The 24,075-nt window shown below is 66.9% G+C and carries 19 protein-coding genes; 17 read left to right on the top strand and 2 right to left on the bottom strand.

Annotated features, from left to right (window positions below; genetic code table 11):
- Positions 1-14: 14 nt before the first annotated feature.
- The 17 genes from NJH59_RS08480 to NJH59_RS08400 all read left to right on the top strand — a co-directional run bounded on the left by NJH59_RS08480 (position 15) and on the right by NJH59_RS08400 (position 22,270).
- A complete protein-coding gene (locus NJH59_RS08480; protein WP_043860605.1) occupies positions 15-1,607 on the top strand; it encodes a GNVR domain-containing protein in 1,593 nt (530 codons plus the stop codon).
- Between the two features lie 8 nt (positions 1,608-1,615).
- Complete coding sequence (locus NJH59_RS08475) at positions 1,616-2,701, top strand: glycosyltransferase family 4 protein (protein WP_043860604.1); 1,086 nt, start codon at positions 1,616-1,618, stop codon at positions 2,699-2,701.
- Positions 2,698-4,068: an O-antigen ligase gene (locus NJH59_RS08470; RefSeq protein WP_054914458.1), complete on the top strand. Its 1,371-nt coding sequence runs from the start codon at positions 2,698-2,700 to the stop codon at positions 4,066-4,068. Before NJH59_RS08475 ends, NJH59_RS08470 begins: the two co-directional genes overlap by 4 nt.
- Positions 4,065-5,030 carry a glycosyltransferase gene (locus NJH59_RS08465; protein WP_078481199.1) on the top strand — a complete coding sequence of 322 codons (966 nt, stop codon included), beginning with the start codon at positions 4,065-4,067 and terminating at the stop codon, positions 5,028-5,030. The genes NJH59_RS08470 and NJH59_RS08465 overlap by 4 nt, the downstream gene beginning before the upstream one ends.
- A complete protein-coding gene (locus NJH59_RS08460) occupies positions 5,023-6,159 on the top strand; it encodes a glycosyltransferase (protein ID WP_043860601.1) in 1,137 nt (378 codons plus the stop codon). Before NJH59_RS08465 ends, NJH59_RS08460 begins: the two co-directional genes overlap by 8 nt.
- An 8-nt stretch (positions 6,160-6,167) precedes the next feature.
- A complete protein-coding gene (locus tag NJH59_RS08455; RefSeq protein ID WP_043860619.1) occupies positions 6,168-7,178 on the top strand; it encodes a polysaccharide deacetylase family protein in 1,011 nt (336 codons plus the stop codon).
- Positions 7,175-8,479: an oligosaccharide flippase family protein gene (locus NJH59_RS08450; protein WP_043860600.1), complete on the top strand. Its 1,305-nt coding sequence runs from the start codon at positions 7,175-7,177 to the stop codon at positions 8,477-8,479. Before NJH59_RS08455 ends, NJH59_RS08450 begins: the two co-directional genes overlap by 4 nt.
- The gene (locus NJH59_RS08445; protein WP_236176233.1) at positions 8,476-10,404 is read left to right on the top strand and encodes a hypothetical protein; all 1,929 of its coding nucleotides are present in this window, start codon (positions 8,476-8,478) and stop codon (positions 10,402-10,404) included. Before NJH59_RS08450 ends, NJH59_RS08445 begins: the two co-directional genes overlap by 4 nt.
- A gap of 45 nt (positions 10,405-10,449) precedes the next feature.
- Positions 10,450-11,139, top strand: a complete 690-nt coding sequence (locus NJH59_RS08440; RefSeq protein WP_043860598.1) for a GNAT family protein — start codon at positions 10,450-10,452, stop codon at positions 11,137-11,139.
- A 4-nt stretch (positions 11,140-11,143) separates the two neighbouring features.
- Positions 11,144-12,319, top strand: coding sequence for a GNAT family N-acetyltransferase (locus NJH59_RS08435; RefSeq protein WP_253086643.1), 1,176 nt, complete (start codon positions 11,144-11,146; stop codon positions 12,317-12,319).
- On the top strand, positions 12,291-13,091 hold the full coding sequence (locus NJH59_RS08430; protein WP_078481267.1) for a carbohydrate deacetylase: 801 nt from the start codon (positions 12,291-12,293) through the stop codon (positions 13,089-13,091). The genes NJH59_RS08435 and NJH59_RS08430 overlap by 29 nt, the downstream gene beginning before the upstream one ends.
- A 60-nt stretch (positions 13,092-13,151) precedes the next feature.
- Complete coding sequence (locus tag NJH59_RS08425; RefSeq protein WP_253086642.1) at positions 13,152-17,552, top strand: leucine-rich repeat domain-containing protein; 4,401 nt, start codon at positions 13,152-13,154, stop codon at positions 17,550-17,552.
- A 110-nt stretch (positions 17,553-17,662) separates the two neighbouring features.
- Positions 17,663-19,279, top strand: a complete 1,617-nt coding sequence (locus NJH59_RS08420; protein ID WP_253086641.1) for an NADP-dependent glyceraldehyde-3-phosphate dehydrogenase — start codon at positions 17,663-17,665, stop codon at positions 19,277-19,279.
- A gap of 164 nt (positions 19,280-19,443) precedes the next feature.
- Complete coding sequence (locus NJH59_RS08415; protein WP_043860593.1) at positions 19,444-19,911, top strand: VOC family protein; 468 nt, start codon at positions 19,444-19,446, stop codon at positions 19,909-19,911.
- 81 nt (positions 19,912-19,992) lie between these two features.
- Entirely contained in the window at positions 19,993-21,186 is a 1,194-nt protein-coding gene (locus NJH59_RS08410; RefSeq protein WP_043860592.1) for a hypothetical protein, read from the top strand.
- A 79-nt stretch (positions 21,187-21,265) separates the two neighbouring features.
- Positions 21,266-21,613, top strand: a complete 348-nt coding sequence (locus NJH59_RS08405) for a hypothetical protein (RefSeq protein WP_043860591.1) — start codon at positions 21,266-21,268, stop codon at positions 21,611-21,613.
- A 144-nt stretch (positions 21,614-21,757) separates the two neighbouring features.
- Positions 21,758-22,270, top strand: coding sequence for a FecR family protein (locus NJH59_RS08400; protein ID WP_104572489.1), 513 nt, complete (start codon positions 21,758-21,760; stop codon positions 22,268-22,270).
- Here the strand turns inward: NJH59_RS08400 and xerC are convergent.
- A complete protein-coding gene (xerC, locus tag NJH59_RS08395) occupies positions 22,267-23,112 on the bottom strand; it encodes a tyrosine-type recombinase/integrase (protein ID WP_229590266.1) in 846 nt (281 codons plus the stop codon). The genes NJH59_RS08400 and xerC overlap by 4 nt on opposite strands.
- Before the next feature lie 133 nt (positions 23,113-23,245).
- Entirely contained in the window at positions 23,246-24,052 is an 807-nt protein-coding gene (locus tag NJH59_RS08390; RefSeq protein WP_043860589.1) for a hypothetical protein, read from the bottom strand.
- Positions 24,053-24,075: the final 23 nt, after the last annotated feature.

Raw genomic sequence — 24,075 nt, 5'->3', positions numbered from 1 at the left:
GCAGGTGCACGCGCATGACTACCAAAGAAAACTACCTGCATGAATTCTTCAGGATCCTCTTCGCCAACCGTCAGTTGGTGAAGCGGGTATTCCTGGTGTTCGCAGTGATTGCCCTGTTGCTGCCGCTGGTGCTCAAGCAGAGCTTCGACATCACGGCCGAAGTGATCGTGCAGTCGAAAAAGCTCTCCCAGAGCGATACCAACACCGCCCTGGCCCAGGAGACCGACAAGTTCATTCCGCCTTCGCTGGCCGACATGGAGACCGAGAGCAACATCCTGCGTTCACCCACGCTGATCCGCCAGACCATCACCCAGCTGCGCGACGAGGGCCTGTATGACGTGCCCCCCGGCCTGCTGCAGCGCCTGGTGTTCGGGCCGATCCGCAGCCTGATCGTCAACCCGCTGCGCGAGTATGTGGTCAACCCGGTGCGCAGCCTGTTCGGGCTGGAGGTCGACCCGGTACGCGATACCCAGCTCGACACCCTGACCGACGACGCGATCAAGGACCTGAAGATCGAGACCCTGCCCGGCTCCAACGTGGTATCGATCACCTACAGCTTCCCCGACCCCAAGGTCGGTACGCTGTTCGTCAGCCGTCTGCTCGACAACTACCTGCGCAACCGCCAGAACCTGCAGTCCAACGAACTGCCGCAGGAGTTCTACGAGCAGAAGAAGATGCAGTACCAGGTGCGCATGGATGACCTGGAAAGCAAGCGCCTGGGCATGCTCGAAGGCATCGGCTCGTCCGACCCCAAGGAAGAGATCACCTTCCGCCTCAATGCCATCAACACCGAGGAACAGGCACTCAACCAGTACCGCGATCGCCTGCTGCAGAGCCAGCAGTGGCTGGAGTACCTCAAGACCAGCCTGGCTGCGGCCAGCAACGCCAACATGCGCGACTTCGCCTTCCCCTTCACCTTCACCCAGACCGTCGACAACGTGGCCTTCGAGGACCGCGAGATCAAGCAACTGGGCGAGCAGCTGACCACCCAGGTACTGACCTACGTCAGCGACCTGGCAGTGTTCCAGCCCGGCAGCGAGCAGATGCTGCTGCAGCGCGAGCAGATCGCCAAGACCCGTCAGCAGTTTCTCAAGATCGTCGCCAACCGTATCCAGGAGCGCGAGAAGGACCTGGCCGTGGTGCAGAACGTGATCGCGCAGAAAACCCAGCGCATCGCCGACTACAAGAGCCGCGTGCACCAGTTGCAGGAAACCCAGAGCAAGGCGCGTCAGCTGGACACCGAGATCGATGCCCTGCACAAGGCGTTCTTCACCTACACCCAGCGCTACGAGGAAGCCCGTGGCGAGCGCCTGCTGTCGGGTGACGTGTCCAACGCACGGATTCTCAGTGCGCCCTATGAGCCCGCCGAGCCGGCCTTTCCCAAGCCGATGCTGATCATTCCGTTCGGCATGCTGACCGGCCTGCTGCTGGGCATCGCCCTGGTGTACGTGCGCGAGTTCTTCGACCATCGCTTCAAGCACCCGGCGCAGATCACCCAGCAGCTGGGCTTGCCGGTACTGCTGGTGATCAACGACCAGACCCCGGAAACGCACAACCCGCACAAGGGCTGGTCGCTGCCACGGCTGGTGCACTGGGTGCGCAATTGAACGCAGCCATGAGCCCGCAGCGGCCGATCATCCACCTGCTGGGCAGTGGCGGCTTCTATGGCGCCGAACGGATGTTGCTGGACCACTGCCAGGCCACCCCGGGACAGCACGTGGTGCTGTTTCTGGGCGCGCCGCAGACGCTGGTGGCGCGTTTTGCCGCCGCCGGCGTGGACTGTCGCACCTGCAACGGGCTGGGCGAGGTGCTGCGGGCGCTGGACCAGTACCGCAGCCAGCAGCCGCTGATCAACAGCCACAACTTCAAGGGCCTGCTGTTCGGCTGGGTGGGCGCCACCCTGTGGCGCCTGCCGATGGTCGCCACCCAGCACGGCTTCACCCCCAGCAGCCGCAAGCAGCGGCTGTACACCTGGCTGAGCCTGCAACTGTGCCGCACCGCCACCATCGGCAAGGTGGTGTGCGTGGCCGAGAGCATCCGCCGGATCCACCTGCGTGCCGGCGTGGCGCAGCGCAAGCTCGATGTCATCCCCAACGGCCTGCCGGATGCTGGCGCCCTGCCCGCCCATGCCCACGGCCACGAACGCTGGCTGGCCGGCTACGTGGGGCGCCTGAGCAGCGAAAAGGGCCCTGACCTGTTCCTCGATACGCTGATCCCGCTGTGCCAGCGCCACCCGCATCTGGACGCGGTGATGCTCGGCGACGGCCCGGAACGCGAAGCCCTGCAGGCCCGCGTCGATGCCGCCGGGCTGCACGAGCGCATCCGCCTGCCAGGCTTTCAGGAAGACATGCGCCAATGGATGGCGCGCCTGGATGCGCTGGTGATCAGCTCGCGCACCGAAGGCACCCCGATGATCCTGCTCGAAGCCATGCAGGATGGCGTGCCGGTGGTGGCCTTTGGTGTCGGCGGCATCCCCGACGTGATCGAGCACGGGCGCAGCGGGCTGCTAGCACCACCCCTGGCGGTGGACGAACTGGCCGCCCAGCTCGAAGCGCTGATGCTCGACCCGGCCCAGGCCGGCGAGCTGATCGCCCAGGCACGACGCACCCAACGTGAACGTTATCACCTGCCGACGCTGGCGCAACGCTGGGCCCAGGTCTATCGCGGCACGGCAGGTGCGGCCAAGGAGACCTGCGCATGATCATTCCCCTGTCCCTGATCGGCCTGCTGGCGATCGTCAGCGTGGTACTGCTGGCCAGCCCCTACCCGTTCCTGGCCCCCGGCGCGGTGATCGGCCTGGCCGGCGTGCTGGTGCTGTACCGCCGCCCGGCGTGGGGCCTGCTGGCCATCATCACCCTGGTGCCGCTGGAGGGCCTGTTCAAGGACAGCGAGCTGACCGCCTCGAAATTCATCGGCGCCGCGCTGGCCATGGTGCTGCTGCTGCAACTGGCCGTGGGGCAGCTGCCGGGCGAACGCCTGCGCAGCTCCATGTGGCGCCTGCTGCTGGCCTTTATGGCGCTGTACCTGCTGAGCTTTCTGGCCAGTGAAAGCAGCGAGATGTCCATGGGGCACTTTCGCGAACTGGCGGTGGGCCTGGTGCTGTTCGTGCTCACCCTGCTGATCGGGCGCGAACTCAACCTGCCGATGATGTACCGCCTGGTGACCCTGAGCGTGGGCGTCACCTGTGCCATGGCGATGTTCTCGGCCAAGTACCAGGACGAAGGCCGCGCCTCGGGCCTGCTCGAAGACCCCAACGTGTTCGCCATGCTCATCGCCATCGCGGTGCCCATGGCCCTGTGGCTGGTGTTCAGCAGCCCCAACCGCCTGCAGCGGCTGTTCTGGCTGGCCTGCGTGGTGCTGTTGCTGGCCGGCATGACCAAGACCAACTCACGCTCCGGGCTGGTGGTGCTGGCCATCAGCCTGGTGATCGGCCTGGTGCACTACCGCGAAAAACTCACGCACCTGCGCCCGCGTCACCTGGGCTTCGCCATGCTCGGCCTGGCCATCGTGCTGCCTGTGGCGGTCGCGGTGATGCCGGCCAGCTACATCGAGCGTATCCAGTCGCTGGCCTTGCTCAAGTCCGGGGTCAATGCCTACAAGGACGACTCCCTGGGCCGGCGTTCGTCCTACATCGTGGTGGGCAGCAAGATGATCCGCGAACATCCGCTGCTGGGCACCGGCCCCGGCACCTTCCCGCTGGAATACGCCACCACCGGCTACGCCAAGGCGTTCTCGGCCAACCGCAAGGTCGGCGACCTGTACCGCCGTGCCCACAACACCTACCTGGAAATCTTCAGCGAAGTCGGCGTACCGGCGGGCCTGGCATTCGTCGGCATGGTCATGCTGGCCCTGTACAACCTCTGGCATGCACGGCGCCTGTGGCTGCAAAAGGGTGATCAGGGGCAGGCCGACATGCTCACGCACCTGTCCACCAGCATGCTTGCCATCGGCCTGTTCCTGATGTTCCTCAGTGCGCCGAACCACAAGTACCTGTGGATTCTGCTGGCGCTTTCCAGCGTGCTGCGCCTCAAGGCCGAACAGGCGCGCCCCGTGCAGGTGGCCGGATGAAGATCAGTATCGTGATGCCGATGTTCAACGAGGCACGCCATATTGCCCGCACCCTCCACTCGGCGCGTCGGGCCGCCGACCTTGCCGGCCTGGACTGCGAGCTGATCGTGGTGGACAACGGCTCCAGCGACGATGGCCCGCAGATTGCCCGTAACCTCAGCGCCAAGGTGCTCGACCTGCCGGGGCTGACCATCGGCGCCTTGCGCAACCGGGGCGTGCAGGCCAGCTCCGGGGAATGGGTGGCGTTTCTGGATGCCGACATCGAGGTGCCGGAGCAGTGGCTGAGCCTGCTGCTGGACCTGCACGCCCAGGGCCGTGGCGATGTATTCGCGCTGGACTGCGACACCCCGCGCCAGGCGCCCTGGTTCGCCCGCGCCTGGCAGCGACGCACACTGCGCGCCGGCCGGCCGGCGCTGCACAGCATGCAATGGCTGCCCACCCCCAACCTGCTGATGCGCCGCGACTGGTTCGACCGGGTGGGCGGTTTCAACGAAACCCTGCGCACCGGCGAAGACAAGGACTTCACCTGGCGCCTGGCCCAGGCCGGTGCCCGCCTGCTGGCCCTGCGCGCACCGGTGGTGCTGCACTGGGGCTACGAGGGCAGCTGGAGCGAATGGCTGGGCAAGGAGCTGTGGCGCCAGGGCAGCAACCTGCAACTGCTGCGCAGCAATGGCGCGAGCCTGCGCCTGCTGCGCTTCCCGTTGCTGTCCCTCGGGGCCTGGGTGCTCGATGCGCTGGCATTGTCCGCGCTGCTCGACGGCTTTCCGCATCTGGCAATGCTGCTGCTGTTCTTCACCAGCCTGCCGGCGCTGGCGCTGAGCCTGCGCCAGAGTCTCAAACACCGCGACCCGGTGTTCACCCTGCAACTGTGGGGCCTGCACTGGGTTCGCCTGCACCTGGCTGGAGCGGCCTTCGTGCTCAGCCTGTTCAACTGGAACGCAAGGAGGCCCGCACGTGGCTGAGTTCATTTTCTGGCTTTGCCTGCTGTTGCCTTTCTATGCCTGGCTGGGCTACCCGCTGCTGCTCACGCTGGTGGGGCCGTTGTTCCCGCGGCACACCCCGCCGCCGCTGCCGCCGCAACGGGTCAGCGTGGTGGTTGCGGCGCACAATGAGGCGCGCAACATCGAGAACAAGCTGCGCAACCTGCTGGAGCAGGACTGCCCGCTCGCCAGCCTGCAGATCGTGGTGGCCAGCGACGGCTCCAGTGACCAGACCGTGGCCCTGGCGCGCACCTTCGACGATCCGCGCATCCTGGTGCTGGACCTGCCACGGATGGGCAAGAACCGCGTGCTCAATGCCGCCGTCGAGCACTGCAGCGGCGACATCCTGGTGTTCACCGATGCCGACGTGCACTGGGTGGAGGGCACCTTCGCCGCACTGCTCGCGCCCTTCGCCGACCCCGAGGTGGGCGGCACCGTGGGCAACATGACCATCCCGGTGGCGGGCAAGGGCCTGAGCCTGGGCGAGAGCCTGTACCGCCACTACGAAGCCTGGCTGCGCCGGGTCGAAAGCCGCACCGGCTGCACGGTGTCGGCCGACGGTGCGCTGCAGGCCCTGCGCCGCGAGCTGTACCAGCCGATCCCGGACCGGGTCAACGACGACTTCTTCATCAATACCTGCGCCCCGGTGGCACACAAGCGCGTGGTCTACGTCGACCAGGCCAGGGTGCTGGACTACGGCGTGGACGAGGCCGAGCGCCAGTTCAGTCGCCGCCAGCGCGTCACCGTCGGCGGGCTGATCAGCCTGGCGGCCCGGCGCGAACTGCTCAACCCGCTGCGCCACGGGCTCTACGCCATCGCCCTGATCAGCCACAAGCTGGTACGCCGCCTGGCCCCCGTGCTGCTGGTGCCCCTGCTGCTGGCCAACCTGTGGCTGCTCGACGGCCACGGTTTCTATCGCCTGACCCTGGCCGCCCAGCTGCTGGGTTATGCCATCGCCGTGGTCGGCCTGCTGGACAAGGGCCACCGCCTGCCCAAGCCGTTTCGCCTGGCCGCCTTCGTGCTGGTGACCCTGGCCGGCATGAGCGTGGGCCTGTGGCAGTTCCTGCGCGGGCACAGCTACAACCAATGGAACCCCGACCAGACCCGATGAGTGCCTTCATGCCGATCAAGACCAGTCTCAAGCGCGCCAGCGGTTGGTTGTACCTGCACTCCCCGAAGGGCCGCAGCCAGCTGCGCGGCGCCGGGGTCATCCTGATGCTGCACCGGGTGCTGGCCGACGACGCCAGCGCGGCCCTGCCCCATCGCAACGAACTGTGCGTGGGCCCGCAGGCCTTCGAGCGCCTGCTGCGCTGGCTACGCCAGCACTTCGATTGCGTGCACCTGATGGACCTGCTCAAGGACCATCAGCAGCCCAGGGGCGACAGCCGCCCCAAGGTTGCCCTGACCTTCGACGACGGCTGGCGCGACAACGCGCTCAATGCGTTCCCGTTGCTGCAGCAGTACCAGGTACCGGCCAGCATCTTCCTGTCCACCGACTACATCGGCAGCCGCCAGCGCTTCTGGTGGGAAAGCCTGGGCGAAACCCTGTGGGGCAGCCATGGCGAAGGCCCGCGCCACACCCTGATCGAGGCGTTGCGCAAGATCGGCCGGCCGCTGCCGGCTGCCTACTTCATGAACCAGCGGCCCAACGCCCGCAGCCAGGCGCTGGCCGGCTACCTGCAAAGCCTCAAGACCCTGAGCCCGGCCGCCCTGCACCAACTGACAGACGCCTGCCCGGCCGAATCCCTGCCCCAGGCCCTGGACTGGCAGCAGGTGCGCGAACTGGAAGGCTCCGGGCTGATCAGCTTCGGCCCGCACGGGGCCAGTCACGCGCTGCTGCCGGGGCTGGACAACCAGCGCCTGGATGAAGAACTCAGCCGCAGCCACCACGCCTTGCAGCAAGGCTGCCAGCAGCCGCTGCCGGTGTACTGCTACCCCAACGGCGACCATGACGCCCGGGTACGCGCGCGCCTGGCCGCCCATCGCTACCCCTTCGCCCTGAGCACCCGCGCCGGGATCTGCCAGGGTCATGACGACCCACTGGCGTTGCCGCGCATCGGCGTGAGCCAGCGCAACGCCAGCCGCCCCTCGCTGCTGGCCTGGCGCATCAGCCGCGGAGGCCGCTCATGAGTCGAGGCAACTACCTGCGCCACCTGCTGCTGAGCATGGGCACACGCCTGGCGATGATCGCCCTGCGCCTGGCGCGCAACGTGCTGCTGGCGCGCATCCTGGGGCCCAGCGAGCGCGGCCTGTTCGCCCTGCTCAGCACCCTGCCCGACCTGATCAGTGCCGCCACCAGCGGCGGGCTGAACACCGCGGTGGGCTATCAGGCGGCGCAGCAACGCTCGATGGGCCTGCTGCTGAGCCAGGTGCTGATCTACGGGTGCCTGCTGGCCGGGGTGCTGACCCTGATCTGCGTGGCGCTGATGCGCGAATTCGGCACTGAACTGGAAGTGACCCTGCAACTGGGCCTGCTGGCCTGGCTGTTGCTGCTGGCGGTGCCGCTGACGGTGCTCAAGAGCGGCCTGCTCACCCTGCACAACGCCACCGGCGGGGTGGGCGCATTCAACGCACTGCGCCTGACCGAATCGCTGGTGCCGCTGCTGCTGTTCGTGGGCATGTTCTGGATGTGGCAGCACGCCGCGCTGGAGGCCGCGCTGATCAGCTGGCTGCTGGGCCTGGGGCTGGTCGCGCTGCTGGGCCTGGTGTGGCTGGGCCGCCAGCACGACATCACGCTGTGCTGGAACCGCGGCGGGCAGCGCGAGCTGCTGGCCTACAGTGCGCGCAGCCACCCGGACGTGCTGTTCCAGCAGGTCATACTGCGCTCGGACTACCTGTTCATCAGTGCCTTCCTGGGCAGCGCCGCCCTGGGGCACTACGCCATGGCCAGCGCCGCCGCCGAACTGCTGCTGATCATCCCCGAGGCCGTCACCACCCCGCTGATGAAGCGCCTGCTGCAGCAGGATGCCGGCATGGACAAGCTCACCCCGCTGGCCCTGCGCCTGACTGCCACCGTGATGCTGGGGGCCTGCCTGAGCATGGCCCTGGTGGGCGAATGGCTGATCGTCACCCTGTTCGGCGCGGCCTACCAGCCGGCCTACCCGGCCCTGCTGGCACTGCTTCCCGGCTTGTTCGGCCTGTGCTACGCAAGCATCCTGCGCCTGGACCTGCTGGGCAAGAATCGCCCCGGCGCGGTCTCGCTGATGATGGGGGTGGGCGCGGCGGCAAACCTGATTCTCAACGTGGTCCTGATTCCCCGTTTTGGCATCGCGGGTGCGGCCCTGGCCTCCTCCATCGCCTACCTTGGGGTGACGGTGGCCATGCTCGTGCTGTACTGCAGGCTGAGCGGCGTACCGTTGCTGCGGACCTTGTTTGTGTTGCCTGGCGATCTGTTGCCTTTGCGCCAGATGCTGCAACGGAGAACGGTATGAAACGTACATGGATGTTGTTACCCGGCCTGCTGCTGGCCGCCACTGCCCACGCCGCCACCCTGCGCTGGCCGGACATTCGCGACGGCAGCCTGTACCTGGCGCCGCAGCGCAGCGCCCCGCTGCAACTGAGCTGGGTGCCGGCCTGGCAGGCCGATGCCAACCAGGAACAGGTGTACCTGCTCGACGCCACCGGCAAGCTCGATGCGCAACGCATCATTGCCCCCCATGAAGGCCGCGGCCAGCTGAGCTGGCCACTTACCGCCGGCACCGGCACCTACCAGGTGGCCATCCCCGGCTACAGTTTCAGGCGCTACCGCCTCGAATACGACGACACCACCGGCGCCCAGTTCGCCCCCGCCAAGGTGCACTTCAGCCTCGAACTAGACCGCGCCACCACCCTGTACTTTCGCGTGAAAGCCGGTGAAACGGCGGTGCTTGCCGGCAAGTATCACGACGGCGTGCGCAACCTGACCCTGGAGCGCGTGGACGATGGCAAGCGCCTCAGGCTGGCGCTGCTCGAACACCGGGCCTATTGGCAGTTCGATCAGGTGAATCTGCCCGCAAGCGCCCAGGACCAGACATGGCGCCTGAACTTCGAAGGCACCGGCAAGGTGGCCTTCTGGCTGGACGGCAGCGCCAACCTGTTCGCCCTGCGCCCCCAGGACCTCGCCCCACTGGTGCACCGCGACGGCCAGGTAAGCCTGCGCAGCAGTGCCAAGGTACTGGGCCCCACGCCCAGGCTGGGCAACAACCTGCCCTACGTGATGCCGCCACCGTCCAGCCATGCGGTGATCGATGCGCTGCAACTGCAGGCCGCCGGCTACTACACCTTTGCCGACGTGCTGGCACGCAAGCCGCGCTACGAACTGCCGTTTCGCCAGCTGTACCAGGAGCGCTTCGGCATTCACCACGACATCACCCTGATGGCCGCCACCGGGCGCAAGTCCGACCTGATGCGCAGCCGCGCCAACGATGGCGCGCTGGACGACTGGCTGGCCACCAGCGTCGCCCTGGGCGGCAAGGGCCTGCATTACATCGCCTTTGCCGACGAACCCAACCTCAACTACGCCGACTACGCCACCTACCGCACCTTCTTCGCGGCCATGGCCCAGCGTGTGCGCGCCTACCCCGGCGCCCATGAAGCCGGCGTGCGCATCGCCATGCCGGCCAGCTCGCGGCTGGTCAACGGCCCGTTGCGCGGCGATGCGGCGCAGCGCGTCGGCCTGGACTGGGCACGGCGCCTGCTCAAGGAATTCGAACCGCAGATCGACGCCATGGCCTGGCACGAGTGGATGGTCCGCGACCTGCTCGCCACCCGCACCTACCGCGACTCGGTACGCCGCGCCGCCGAACTGGTGGGGCTGGACGCCAACGGTCGCCCGCGCAAGGCGCTGCTGCTCGACCAGACCAACCTGTCCAGTGGCTCGACCCTGAGCCTGTACGAGCAGAACACCCACTATGCCGGCGTATGGTGGGCCTCGGTGGTCATCAATGCCTCCCAGGACGGCCTGCTGGACATGCTCAACTGGTTCCACATCGCCGACGAGCCCGAATGGCCCAAGGGCATGGTCAAGGTGCTGGGCAACAACCGCTTCGAGCTCAAGCCGGTGGGCCTGGCCCAGCAGTTCATCGCCCAGCACTGGCTCGACCAGGTGCTGCACCTGGACAACGACGCCTTCGAGGTCGATGCACTGGCCATGGCACGCGGCGCACAGCGCAGCCTGCTGGGCGTCAACAAGGGTGAACGCCTGCAACACGTCAGCTTCGCCACCCCGGCCAGCCGATGCCCGCAGGCCGCTGCCACGCTCACCCTGTTCGGGCCGGACAACCAGCCGCGCGCCGCGGCACTGGATTGCCAGCACGGCCAGGTACGTTTCGAACTGCCCGGGCAGACCCTGTTTGCCCTGCGATGGAGCGCCTCATGAACACAGTGCCGAAGATCTCTTCCCCTGCCGGATACGGGAGCCACCATGAATATCGTCAGCAAGTTCAGCCAGCGCGTACACCAGAAAGGCCTGCGCGCCACCCTTCGCAGCGCGTACAAGCGCTACGTGTTCTTTCACTGGGAGCTGCTGTGGATGGAGCGCGACCTGGTCAGCCCGGTGCCGCCGCATACCCTCAAGCCCTATGCGCCGCTACGCGTGGAGCGCATCACGGTGCACAACGTGCAAGGCTTTGCCAAGCACTTCGGCGACCGAGTCGAAACCATGCGTGAACTGGCCGCCGAAGGGCATACCGGGCTGATGTTCCTGGACGAAGACAGCCACGTGGTGGCGTTCATCTGGGGCAGCCCGCGTCACTACCACGACCGTCATTACTATGGCTGCTGGTTCCCGGTCGAGCCGGGCGAGTTCTTCGAGTTCGGCGGTGAACTGGCGCGCCAGTACTGGGGTACGTCGCTGTCGGTCGACCTGCAACTGGCCCTGTGGCGCGCCATGGCCGAACAGGGCTGCGACAAGGTGGTCGACGTGTGCGAGACCCACAACATTCCGGCGCTCAAGCTGCACCTGCGCATGGGCTACGTCGAGCAGGGCCGTGTGATGCACGTGTACTGCCTGTTCGGTCGCTGGAAATTCTTCCGCGAAACGCGCTACAGCGGCTCGCGCCTGGATGCCTTGCGCAAACCGGCGCCGCGCAGCACTACTGCCACGGTGTCCTGAACCGATGACCCTGACCTTTACCTGGCACGCCTCGTTGCGTGCCGACGACTTCCCCGCCGACGCCTACGAGCAGTTGCGCGAGCGGCTGCCCGATGCCACCCCCTTCAACAGCCTGGCCTGGCTGCGCGCCGCCGAGGCTGCCTTGCCGGCCAGCCAGCACCTGCAGGTACTGCTGGGACACGCACAAGGACGCCTGGTGCTGTGCCTGCCGTTGATCCGCACCCTTGAGCGCCACGGGCCGCTGGACTTTGCCGTGGTGCACCACCTGGGCTACCCCATGAGCGACCGCATCGGCCTGCTCATCGACCTGCCGACCAGTGCCGCCGGCCAGGTACTGGCAGCCATTCGCACGCGCCTGCCCCATGCCCTGCTGCAACTCAACGAGGTAACGGGCGATTCGCCCTGGCTGCAGCAGTGGGCACGCCGTAGTTCCACCCACCAACAGCGCACCGCCTGCCGTGCGCCGGTGCACCAGATAAGCGAGGCCGACCGCCAGGAAGTCAGTGGCGACCCGCGCTACAAGTTGCGCCGCGCGCGCAAGCGCATCGCCGCCTGCGGTGCACAGGTGCGCCGAGTAACCCCCGATGCCGCCAACGCAGCTTCCTGGCTGGAAGCCGTCAGCGCGGTCGAGGCCGTGAGCTGGAAAGGCGACGACGGGGTCGGCATCTTCTCGGTGCCCGCACAGCGCCAGTGGATGTTCCAGGCCTTCACCGCGCTGGCGGCCGATGGCCGTCTGCGCCTGGTGGTGCTGGAACTGGACGGGCGCTGCATCAGCTACCGCCTGGGCCTGCTCGAACGGGGCCGCCTGTACGACTACAACCTCGCCTTCGTGCCGCAGTATGCCGACCTTGGCAGCGGCCGGGTGCTGCTGCAGGAATGGATCGACTGGGGGCTGGACGAAGGCTGGACGTGGATCGACGCTTCAAGGGTGAGCCTGGAGAACTCCAGCCACCAGCTGCATGAGCGCATGACCGGCCAGGTCGAGCACCTGCGCCACAGTTTCTACAGCTGGCGCCCGTCGGGCCTGTGCCTGGGCATGGCGCTGCGCCTGTGGCAACGCATCAAGCCCTGGATCAAACGCCGCCAACAGCAGCCCGTGCCGGCACCTGCCACTTCCCCCACTGCCACACCCACAGCACAGGAGCGCCCGGATGCCGTCCCAAGTCATAGTCAACGCTGACGATTTTGGCCTCAACGAACACACCAACGCGGTGATTCTGCGCGCGTTCCAGTGCGGCCTGATCAGCTCTGCCACCGCCATGGCCAGCATGCCGGCATTCAAGGCCGCCTGCGCGCTGGCCCAGCAACCGGCCCTGCGCGGGCGCGTGGGCCTGCATTTCAACCTGACCTACGGGCGCCCGCTGAGCGAGCCGATCCGCGCGCTGGCGCAGTTCTGCAATGCCGAGGGCGAGTTCGACCTGGGCCTGTCGCGCAAGCGCCTGTGGCTGGGGCGCGCGGCCCGCCAGGCGGTGCACGAGGAACTGGCCGCGCAATGGCAGCGCTGCCTGGACCATGGGCTGACCCCCAGCCACCTGGACTCCCACCAGCACGTGCACAACCTGTGGCCCATCGGCGAAATCGTCGCCCGCTTCGCCGCCCGCGAAGGGGTGCCGATACGCCTGGCCCGCAACGTGGGGCACAACATCGGCCCGGCAAAACGCCTGTTCAAGACGTTGCTCAACCAGCGCCTGCGCCAGTTGGCCAGGCTGACCGCCGACCATGTGTGTACCCCGGTCGACCTGCGTGACGGTCTGGCCCCACGCCATGGCGTGCTCGAAGTGGTGGCGCACCCCAGTGCCCTGGGCAGCCACGACTTCGGCGATGCCTACCTGGGCAGTGGCGAGTCCTTGCAGGCCTTGCTCGACCAGCGCCTGGCGGGCGTGCCCAGGGTCGGCTACGCGTCGCTGCGCGAGGCGCGCCAGAGCACCCTGGGCACTGCCTCCAACAGATAACTACCACCGCTTCGCCCGGCTGTTCGGTTGTGCTGTCGGTCCACCGACCGGAGCACGACCATGCCTACCTCCCCTTCACGCATTCCCCACTCACCGTTCATCGTCCAGCGCCTGCCCACCTGGCTGAAACACACCAGCGCCCAGGACGCCGAAGACATTCGGCGCCATCTGGCCCTGACCCATGTCATCCCCGATGCCGAACCGGACTGGCTGGCCAACGGCCTGCCCGATCAGCGTGACGCCGTGCGTGCAGCCAGGCGTCGCTATCGGCGGGCCAGCCAGACACTGGCAGGCACCCTCAAGGCCTGCCAGGGGTTGCTGGCATTTGCCGAGCCGCTGCTGCAGGCGCGCCTTGACGCCGAACTTGGCGAAACCCTGAACCTGCACACCACCGACCTAGTGCAGTTTCACGAAGAGGCCGACCTCTGGCAGCTCGCCACACGTACCACCTACCAGAAGCAGAGCCTGCTGCAGGCAGCGCTGCAGAACTTCGGTGACGACGTGACCTTCCTCGGCAAGAGTGCGATCACCCTGCAAGGCCATTTCCACCTCGACCTGACCGACGCCGGCCTTGCCTACCGCTATACCCGCCATCGCCTGTCACCCGCCGTGTTCGCCCGCCTGTGCCGCGAACTGGACCTGGGCGCCCGCTACCAGCAGCACCTGCAGGCAGTCTTCGAAACACCTGCCACGCAAGACAGGGTGCGTCGCGACTCGATCGATGCCAATCGCCAGTTGCTGCGCCTGGAGGTCACCGTGGCGAAAGCGCGCCAGCGCATCGGGCCAACCGCCTGCCGCCGGTTGCTGGCGCTGCTGGACGCGCCCGCCGCAGCAGGCGCCGAGGCCCCGCCAGTGCAGGCGAGCCTGCTGAGCATGAGCGGCGTACCGTTGCACGACATCCTGCTGTTTGCCCTGGCATCTGAGCAGCAGGCAGACAGCCTGCTGCTGTACTTGCCCGGCGACCCGGACGATGCCCTCACCGAGCATGCGTCGATGCCGGCGCTGGAGCGCTACCTCAAAGGGCGCCTCAACCACCCCGGGTTTCGCAGGCTGTTTCAGCGCTACGTACCGCTGCAACAGCAGCAACACCTGTTCGATGTGCTCGGACACAACCTGGCCCGGCAGGTGGTCGACAAGGACGGACCGTGGCACTCGCAGGAGCAGGACAGCCTGTACCTGAGCCTTGCCCCGGTTGCCGGCGAGCTGTTCGGCGTGCTGCAGGACCGCCACCTGCAACGCCTGAAGGATGAAGCACGGGTACTGATGGTGCCCACCGCTGAAGCCGACGAGAAAGCGCGCAAGGCCCGCCTGGAACAATGGGAGACACGCGCGCTGAACGTGCTCAATGCCGCGGCGATGTTCGTTCCCGCGTTGGGCCCGGTCATGCTGGCGGTCACTGCGGTACAGCTGATCAAGGAGGTGTATGAAGGCGTGGAGGACTGGCAGGACGGCGACGTCGAGGGCGCCATGGCGCACCTGCAGTCGGTGGCGATCACTGCCGGCATGCTGGCCGGTTCGGTGCTGGCGCTCAAGGCAGCACCAGCGCTGGTCGATGCGTTGATCGAAGTGCCACTGCCCGATGGCAGTACGCGCCTGTACCTGCCCGACCTGGCACCCTACCGGTTGGACACGTCGCTACCCGCCGAGGTGACAGCCAACGACCAGGGCCAGTACCGGCACGCGGACCGGCACTACATCAGGCTCGGCGCCGACCTGTACGAGCAGCAGTTCGATGCGCACCAGCAGCAATGGCAACTGCGCCACCCCGAGCGTGAAGACGCCTATCGCCCCGCACTGGAGCACAACGGCCAGGGTGCCTGGCGCAGCGTGCATGAACAGCCTCTGAGCTGGTCGCGAGCCACCCTGCTGCGCCGTCTGGGCCCGCTTGCGCAAGGCCTGAGCGATGCAGAACTCGAACAGGCCTGCCAGGTCAGCGGCATCCGCGAAGACGCGCTGCGTCGGTTGTACGCCGCCAATCTGGGCCTGCCACCCTTGCTGGCCGATACGCTGCAACGGCTCAGGATCGTCCGGCAACTGCGCGCCGAAAACGTCACGGGCAGCGTCGGCAAGGCCCTGTTCGAGCAGCGTTACCTGGCCCTGGTGCCCCCGCAGCCGCACATCACGGCCCTGTGCGCACGCTTGCCCGGGTTGAGCCCGGTGCTGGCCCGCAGCCTGCTGGACACAGTCGGCCCGGCCCGGCTGGCACGCTGGGTGCCACCGGCAGCCATCCCCACCAAATTGCTGGAAGAGGCCGCCACGCTGGCCGCCCGTGTTCCCCTGGTACGCGCGACCGAAGGCCTGTACTGGCCAACCCTGGCAACGCCGCAAAGCACGCGCCTGGCGCTGTTGTGCCTGGAGCACGCCCCCGGCTGGGACACCTCGGTGGTGCTGGAAGCACGCACGGGTGGCCCGCGCGGCCCCCTGCTGCAGCGCGTGGGTCGTGCCACCCAGGCGCAGCGCAGGGTTCTGGTGCACGGTGCAGAAGGCTACCAGACCTTCAAGGACGACCTCCCGCTGCACGCGCCCGGCGACGACCTGTTCGCGGCCCTGCATGACAGCATCGCTCCCCGCTATCGCCAGGTGCTGGGCCTGGACACCAGGGCGGCGCTGCAGCAACGCGTGCTGTCGATGCTCGAACGCCCCCGCGGCGAACTTGCCACCTGGCTGTGGTCGGGCGAGGTCCGCGGCTGGGCCAGCGAAGCACGCCTGCTGGGGGGCAGTGATCGCCCCGGCTACCCGCCGGTGTCGGCTGCCAGCTCCTCACAGGAGGCCCGCTACCGCACGCTCTACCCGCATGCCAGCGGCGAAGAGGCGCGTGCCACACTGGCGGCCTGGGAGGCCAGCGAGATTCCGGCACAGGCGCGGCTGCGCACGCTCGAACAAACCCTGCAACGCCTGAAAAGCGCGTTGACCCTGTGGGCCCTGCCCAATACAGCCCGGCAATCGGCGCGGGAGGAAATCATCGCCGCCTGGCAGCGCGTGTCGGTGCGCGAGGTCGCCGACGGCGAAGCCATCATTCAACTGAACCTGGACTTTCTAGACCTGACCGACGGCGACCTGGAAAGCTTCCCTGTGCTGGAGGCCAACTTCGATCACGTGAATGAGCTGTCGCTGGAGCAGAACTCCCTGACCCGGGTGCCTGACGCCTTCCTGCGCCACTTCACCCAGCTGCAGCGCGTCAGCCTGAACGGCTGCGAACTCACCAGCCTGCCCACCGGGCTGGGTGATCGGCTCAGCGTGCTGGACCTGGCCAACAACCGCCTGGTCTGGGACGAGCACCTGCAGCACGCCCTCGAAGGTTACCCGCAGTTGCGCGACCTGAGCCTGGCGAACAACCCGCTGGCCACCCCGCCCGACTTCGCCCGCCTGAACCGGCTGCAGGGCGTGGACCTGTACAACTGCAGCCTGGCGACCTATCCGGCAGGGCTCGATCAGCTGGACGCGCCGAACCTGGTGGACCTGTCCGGCAACCAGCTGCAGGAGCTGCCACCGACCGCCATCCTCTCACCTCCGCTGGCCCGGGCGCTGCGCCTGGAACACAATCCGCTGAGCGATGCTGCCCTGCAGGCGGCCGATGCCTACTACACCACCCACCGTATCGACCTGCTGGTGGCCGAGATCGATTACAACGAACTGCTCGACGACGCCACGCCACAACAGCGGGCCAGCTGGCAACGACTGCAGCAGAGCCTGCCGTCGGGGTTCTTCCGGGACCTGCGTGCCATGTTCGACAGCCCGCCCTACATCGTCGCCCCCCTGACCTACCGGCGCCGCCTGTGGCGCCTGCTGACCTGGATGGACGCCAATGCGCCTCTGCGTGAGCAGATTCTCGCCCGCACAGGCGGCACCCTGCTCGACCTCGAACAGTTGGGCGAGGTGTCACAGGCCCTGGCCATCCCGGACCTGGCAACCCGCTCGCGCACCCTGCTGGCGACCATCGTCAACCACGTGCGTCTCAGAAAGCTCGGCTTCGGCGTGCTGAGCCTTTCTTTCAACATGTCCGAAGACAGCTACGCGACGCTCTACCAGTGGGCGCTCAAACGTATCACCCGCCTGCCGGGCCTGGACCTGGCCCAGGCGGCGCGTGCCGACGAGCCGGTGATCATCGACGCACTGGTCGATGTGATGCCGCTGCCGGGCGAAGCCTGGATAGAACAGCAGCGCAACCTGCTGCTGGCGGTCGACCCGACCACCTCCCACGGCCTGGACGAAGTACTGGCCATGAACCATGAAGAGGAACCGGTCTACCCTGCATGGGAGCACCACTTGCGCGAACGCTTCGCCGCACAGTTCGCCGCCTCGCGGGCAGCGCTGGACGACAGCCTGGAGCAGGCAGCCGAAACGCTGAGCGAAGGTGAACTGCTGGTGGAGGCGCAGCGCTTGCGGCAGGTGTACGAACAACGCCTCGTCGACCTGCGCAGAACCCTGACCGAGGGAGTGGCGCGAGGCACCATCGACTGACAGGCGGGCGCCGGCCCGGAGCGCACCCGGGCCAGGCTGGCTTTTGTGCCGGGGCCGGCGTTATGCTCGGCTGAACCGTTTCATTCACCATGGAAAAGAGGTATTGCGTCATGGATCGTCTGGACTCGCTGTTTCCCGCTGCCACGGATATCCCCGAGGCCTATCGCCTGGGCGACCCGCTCGAGCAGCGCGACTACCTGGTGGATGGGCAGCTGCACCGCTGGGAAGGCCCGCTGGCCACGGTGCGCAGCCCGGTGTGGCTCAAGACCGACGACGGTGAGCAGCAGGTGATACTCGGCAGCGCCCCGCTGCTGGACGCCGATACCGCCCTCACCGCCCTGGACGCCGCCGTGCGTGCCTACGACAAGGGCCGCGGCGTGTGGCCGAACATGCGCGTGGCCGAGCGCATCCAGCATGTCGAGGCGTTCCTGGCCCGCATGCGCGAGCAGCGCGCGGTGGTGGTCAAGTGGCTGATGTGGGAAATCGGCAAGAACCTCAAGGACTCCGAGAAGGAGTTCGACCGCACCTGCGACTACATCGTCGAGACCATCGGCGCCCTCAAGGAACTCGACCGGCGCTCCAGTCGCTTCGAACTGGAGCAGGACACCCTCGGCCAGATCCGTCGCGCGCCCCTGGGCGTGGCGCTGTGCATGGGCCCCTACAACTACCCGCTCAACGAGACCTTCACCACCTTGATCCCGGCGCTGATCATGGGCAACACCGTGGTGTTCAAGCCGGCCAAGTTCGGCGTGCTGCTGATTCGCCCGTTGCTGGAGGCGTTTCGCGACAGCTTCCCGGCCGGGGTGATCAACGTCATCTACGGGCGCGGCCGCGAGACCGTCAGCGCGCTGATGGCCAGCGGCAAGGTCGACGTGTTCGCCTTCATCGGCACCAACAAGGCCGCCAGCGACCTGAAGAAGCTTCACCCGCGCCCGCACCGCCTGCGCGCCGCGCTGGGGCTGGACGCCAAGAACCCGGGCATCGTGCTGCCCGAGGTCGACCTGGACAACGCGGTCAACGAGGCGGTCACCGGCGCCCTCTCGTTCAACGGCCAGCGCTGCACGGCGCTGAAGATCCTGTTCGTGCACGAGCAGGTGGTGGACGCCTTTCTCGACAAGTTCCAGCGCAAGCTGGCCGACCTCAAGCCCGGCATGCCATGGGACCCGGGCGTCAGCCTGACCCCGTTGCCCGAAGCAGGCAAGGTCGACTACCTGGGCGGCCTGGTAACCGATGCAGTAGGCCACGGTGCCAAGGTGATCAACCAGGGCGGCGGCCAGAGCCGCGGTTCGTTCTTCTACCCGGCGCTGCTGTACCCGGTGAACCCACAGATGCGCGTGTACCACGAAGAGCAGTTCGGGCCGGTGATCCCGGTGGTGCCCTACCGCGACCTGCAGACAGTGATCGACTACGTGCTGGATTCGGATTTCGGTCAGCAGTTGAGCATTTTCGGCACCGATTCGGCCACCGTGGGCCGGCTGGTCGACACCTTCGCCAACCAGGTCGGGCGCATCAACCTCAACGCCCAGTGCCAGCGCGGGCCGGACACCTACCCCTTCAACGGGCGCAAGAACTCGGCCGAAGGCACCCTGTCGGTGCATGACGCATTGCGCGTGTTCTCGATCCGCACCCTGGTGGCCACCAAGTTCCAGGAGGCCAACAAACAGCTGATCAGCCAGATCATCCGCAACCGCGAGTCAAGTTTCCTGACGACTGACTACATCTTCTGATTGCGTGGTGGGCAAAACGGTACAAGCATAGGCTTGGATCGCGGCGCACCTATCGCGGGTCAAGCCCGCTCCCACAAAGGCAGTGATGAACACGTGGGAGCGGGCTTGACCCGCGATAGGGCCCGTGTAGGCAACACACTTTTTGCGTACCAATGGAGGAAAAAATGGCCACCCAACCCATCCCCGACGGTCAGCACAGCATCACCCCCTACCTGGGCATCAAGGACGCTGCCAGGGCCATCGACTTCTACAAGGCCGCCTTTGGCGCCACCGAAATGTTCCGCCTCGACGCCCCCGATGGCCGTATCGGCCATGCCGAGCTGAAAATCGGCGATTCCTCGCTGATGCTGGCCGACCCCTGCGACCAGGCCGGCGGGCTCACCAGCAGCCAATCCCTGCAGGGCAGCGCCATCGGCCTGCACCTGTACGTCGAAGATGTCGACGCTACCTTCGCCCAGGCGCTGAAGGCCGGCGCCACCCAGGTCAACGCCGTGCAGAACCAGTTCTACGGCGACCGCAGCGGCACCCTCAAGGACCCTTTCGGCAACCTCTGGTTCGTCGCCACCCACGTCGAAGACGTGTCGGTCGAGGAAATCCGCGCCCGCGCGGCAAAAATGTTCAGCCCGCAATGAACGCCACCTGCACGCGGCGATGGTCGCGTGCAGGGCTTTGAATTAAGGTGGCAGGCACAGGAAAGCTGGCCAGGATCGTCCATGCGAATCATCGAGAAAAACGCCGCGCTGGTGCGCACCCTTACCCCCGCCGAAGAGGAACTGCTGCGCGGGTTCGTGCTGGGCGCCCTGGAGGGCCCGCGGCTGCTGCAGGCCAACCAGTTGCTGATGAAGGTACGCGCCGCCGGGCAGTGGCTGGCCTGCGACTGCCAGCCCAAAAGCATGCCGGTACTCAACGTCAACCTCAACGGCAGCACCGGCACGCTGTTTCTCAAGAACAACCCCGGCACCGCCGAACATGCGCCGGGCTGTGCCTTCACCAAGGACGAACGCGACACCGACGCCAGCCACAACGAGGCCGACACCCCGCCGGCGGCCTGGCTGGCACCGGACGCGCCGTTGCGCCTGATCGGCGATTTCCAGCGTGCCGCTGCCGGCAGTGGCGACGGCAGCGGCAGCGGCGACAGGCGCGAACAGCATCGCCTGCTCTCGCTGCTGCTGACCCTGATCGAAGCCAGCGGCCTGAACGTCTATGCCACCCACCTCAAAAAGGACCTGACTGCCCAGTTCGCCGAACTGCGCAGCGTCGCCACCCGCTACCCGCTGATCGACCGCGTGCCCGCCAGCAACTACCTGGAAACCCGCCTGGACATGAAGCACATGATGATGCTCAAGGCACGTCTGCGCGACGCCACGGTGTTCGGCACACATCGGCGCCATGGCCTGCTGCTGGACTGCGTCAGCCAGATCAAGGCGCGCAAGGTGCTCACCGAACGCAGCGAAGACGGGTTCGACTTCCAGGGCCACCACCTGCTGTGGGGCGGTAGCCGCACCCCCGGCCCGCTGCTGGCGCTGGCCATCTATTCCCCCGCCACCGCCGGCAGCCACTTCTACGAGCTGATCCATGTGGCCAGCGTGCCGGTGCTGTCGCGCGCTCACCTGTTCCCGGTGTACCGCGACGAAGAGCGCGAACCGCTGAAGATGCTCGTCTCGCTGATCGACTGGATGGCCGGCAAGGGTGTGAAGGTGGTGATGCGCCGGCCGGTGATCGGCGGTCGAGTGATGGACGAACTGGTGCTCAGCTCCGACCAGGACCGGGTGCTGTCCGTGTCGCTGACCGAACAGCCGCTGGGCCCGGAGCCCGAAACGGAAAACTTCAGGCGCTTTGCCGATTTCAAAGGCCTGGACACCTTCCGCAAGTACGTGGCGGGCTTCTTCATGCGGGGTCGCGACTAGACCGTCCGTCGCTCACGCCGCACCCTCGGCGCATGACGACGGACCAATGTCAGGTAGCCCACATGAAAGGAGTTCGACCATGACCCGCACCCCGATCACCGCTCTGCTGTTCGCCGCGCTGCTGGGCGCCCAGGCCACCGTGGCCCTGGCCGCAGGTACCGGCCCGACCAACCCTGCCCCCGGCAACGGCGTGCCCAACTCCACCCTCCCTGGGGCCGGGGTGGATGTACCGGCCCCGTCCAACGAGCCGTCGATGCCCAACGGCACCGACCCACGTACCCAGGGCAACGACGACGGCCGCCAGGGCGGCATGAACACCGATGACACCCGTGGGCAGATGCCCGAGGGCACCGGTTCCGAGAGAAATGGCCACGAAGGCTCCGAAAGCAACAACAGCGGCGGTGTCAGCGGCCCGGCCGGCAGTTGACCGCTGCGCCCGCAAGCTGGCTCCTACCGGCGATACACACCCTGTAGGAGCCGGCCTTGCCGGCAAAGGCCCAAGCACTGCAACCGCTTGAGTGCCGCCCCTGCTGCCCCTATCATCCCCAGCCTCTTCCACCTGGGGCTACCCGTGTCTGACCCTCGCCTGAAACGCCTTGGCGCTTGCCTGCTGGCAATCCTTGGCAGCGCCTACCTGGCGCAGAACATCGTGCCGTGGCGCCAATTGATGGCCGATGAACGCACCGGGCCGGCCCAGACACGCCTGCTGCAATTGAGCGATGGCAGCCAGCTTGCGCTCAACCACGCCACCCATGTGGACATCCGCTTCACCGCGCAGCAGCGACGCCTGGTGCTGCACGACGGCGAAGTGCTGGTGCAGGCCAGCAGCGACCCGCGCCCGCTGATCGTCGAAACCCCGAGCGGTGAAGTCCGCGCACAGTCCGGGACGTTCAGTGTCGATCATCTGCACAGGGGCTCCCAGGTCAACGCCTACGCGGCTGACGTACAGGTCCTGCCACGGCTGGGCACCCCCAGCCTGCTGCCCAGCGGCAGCGGGCTATGGCTGCGCCGCGCCGGCAGCAGCTGGCAATGGCCAGCCCGGCCCAGCCGAATCAACACCCGGGCCTGGCCCGCCGGTAGCTAGCAGTCGAAGCGGTCCACCGCGCGGCGCCGCTCGTTGTCGTCGCGCATGTCGTAGTTGGCCGTGGTCTGGATGTTGCTGTGATGCGCCAGCTTCTGCGCTATCGACAGGTCGTGCTCCTCGATCACCCGGGTGATGAACGAACGGCGAAAATCGTGGGGCATGATCTTTACGCCCACCTGGGTTCCGCGTTGGCGGGCGATGTAGTAGATCGCGTGCTTGGTGATGCGCTCGCGGGTGATATGGCTGCCGCGGCGGATGCGGTTGAACAGGAAGGTATCGTCGGCCTGGCCCTCGGGCAGCTGCGAGCGGCGAAACTCCAGCCAGGCATTGAGCTTGTCGAAGGCCCACACCGGGGCGTACTTGATCAGCTGCTTGTTGCCCTTGCCCAGCACCTGCAGGCTGCGCTCGGCAAAGTCGATCTGCTTGAGGTCGAGGTTGACCGACTCGCTCTTGCGCATGCCGGTGCCGTACAGCAAGGCGATCACCGCCGCGTCGCGCAGCCCCTGCGGGCGCGGGTCGGCAGCGCAGGCCTCCATCAGTTCGCGGATCAGCGTGCGCTTGAGGTTGCGCCCCACCGGCAGGCGCGTGCCCTGGGCGGCCTTGACCGTGCGCATGCGCAGCAGCTGGTCCTGGCTGATCAGGCCCAGGCGCCAGGCTTCGTTCATCACCCCGCGAATCGCGTTGACGTACAGCGACGTGGTGTTGGGCGCATAGCCGTCGGCGCGCAACGCCGCCACCAGCGCAGTGACATGCCCCGGTTCGAGCAAGTGCCAGGGCACCTCCTTGATGTCGATGTCCTCGAAGTCCAGACGGTCGGCGGCGTCCTGCAGGATGTACTTCATGGTCAACTGGCTCGACGGGGCCAGTCGGGCGAGGTATTGCAGCAGGGGGTTGTGGAGCGATGCGTGCAGTGAATCAGGCAAACCGTGGGGTTCCTCTAGCGCAGTAGGGCAAATTCAGCCGGGGATGATACCCCTAGTCCACCAGGTAAAGCTTGATGGTTTCCCGGGTCAGCGAGATCACCTCGTGGGTGTAGCCCTCGGCATCGCTGGTGCCGTATTCCAGATACCCGTCCTTGCGCTGGATCACGTAGGCCACGCGTGGCAGCGGCCTGCCGGTTTCGCTGTCGGTGATGGGCAGGCGTGCACTGTAGAGCGGCGCCTCGACCTGCCTGGCGAAGGGTGCCAGCGGCGTGGCGTCGTCCAGCGTCGGCGCGGCCCACACAAAAGGTGGTATGTACGGGCTGTAGTCGTGCTTGTTCACTTCGGCCAGCAGCACCGAAACCGGGATACGCATCACCAGTGAAAAGTACGCGTGATACGGGAACGCGGTGATGTACAGCTTGCACGGGATTGTGGTTCTGTTCTCGAGCAGGCGCTGGATGGTTTCGCGGGTCAGTTCAGTGCTGCTGGAGCGGCTCGGCAGGGTCTTGTCGAAGCTCATCTGCGCCAGGTAGTTGAAACTGCCATCGGGCGCGCGGCTTTCGAACTCGGGCGAGCCGGACAGGTTGTAGGTGATGACGTGCTCGAGGTCGAAGTTCTCGTCGCCGTCCAGCGCGCACACCAGCCGCTCGCTGATCTGGCCATTGCCGGTGTGGCGTTCGAACAGGCTGAGCAGGTCTTCGTCGGCCTGAAAACGCAGGTCGTAGCGATACGGGTTGTCGCTGAACGACACAAAGCGCAGGGGCAACGGGTCGATGCCGTGGTCCTTGACGCAGCCACTGCTCAACAGTGCACCGGCGGCCAGCGTGAAGCCGAGGGCGAAGCGGTGAAACACAGGCATGCGCCCTTCTTCCATGAGTGTGG

The sequence above is a fragment of the Pseudomonas sp. VE 267-6A genome (genome assembly GCF_024126555.1).
Classification (GTDB): domain Bacteria; phylum Pseudomonadota; class Gammaproteobacteria; order Pseudomonadales; family Pseudomonadaceae; genus Aquipseudomonas; species Aquipseudomonas palmensis.
This window is presented reverse-complemented; position numbering and strand designations above follow the sequence as displayed.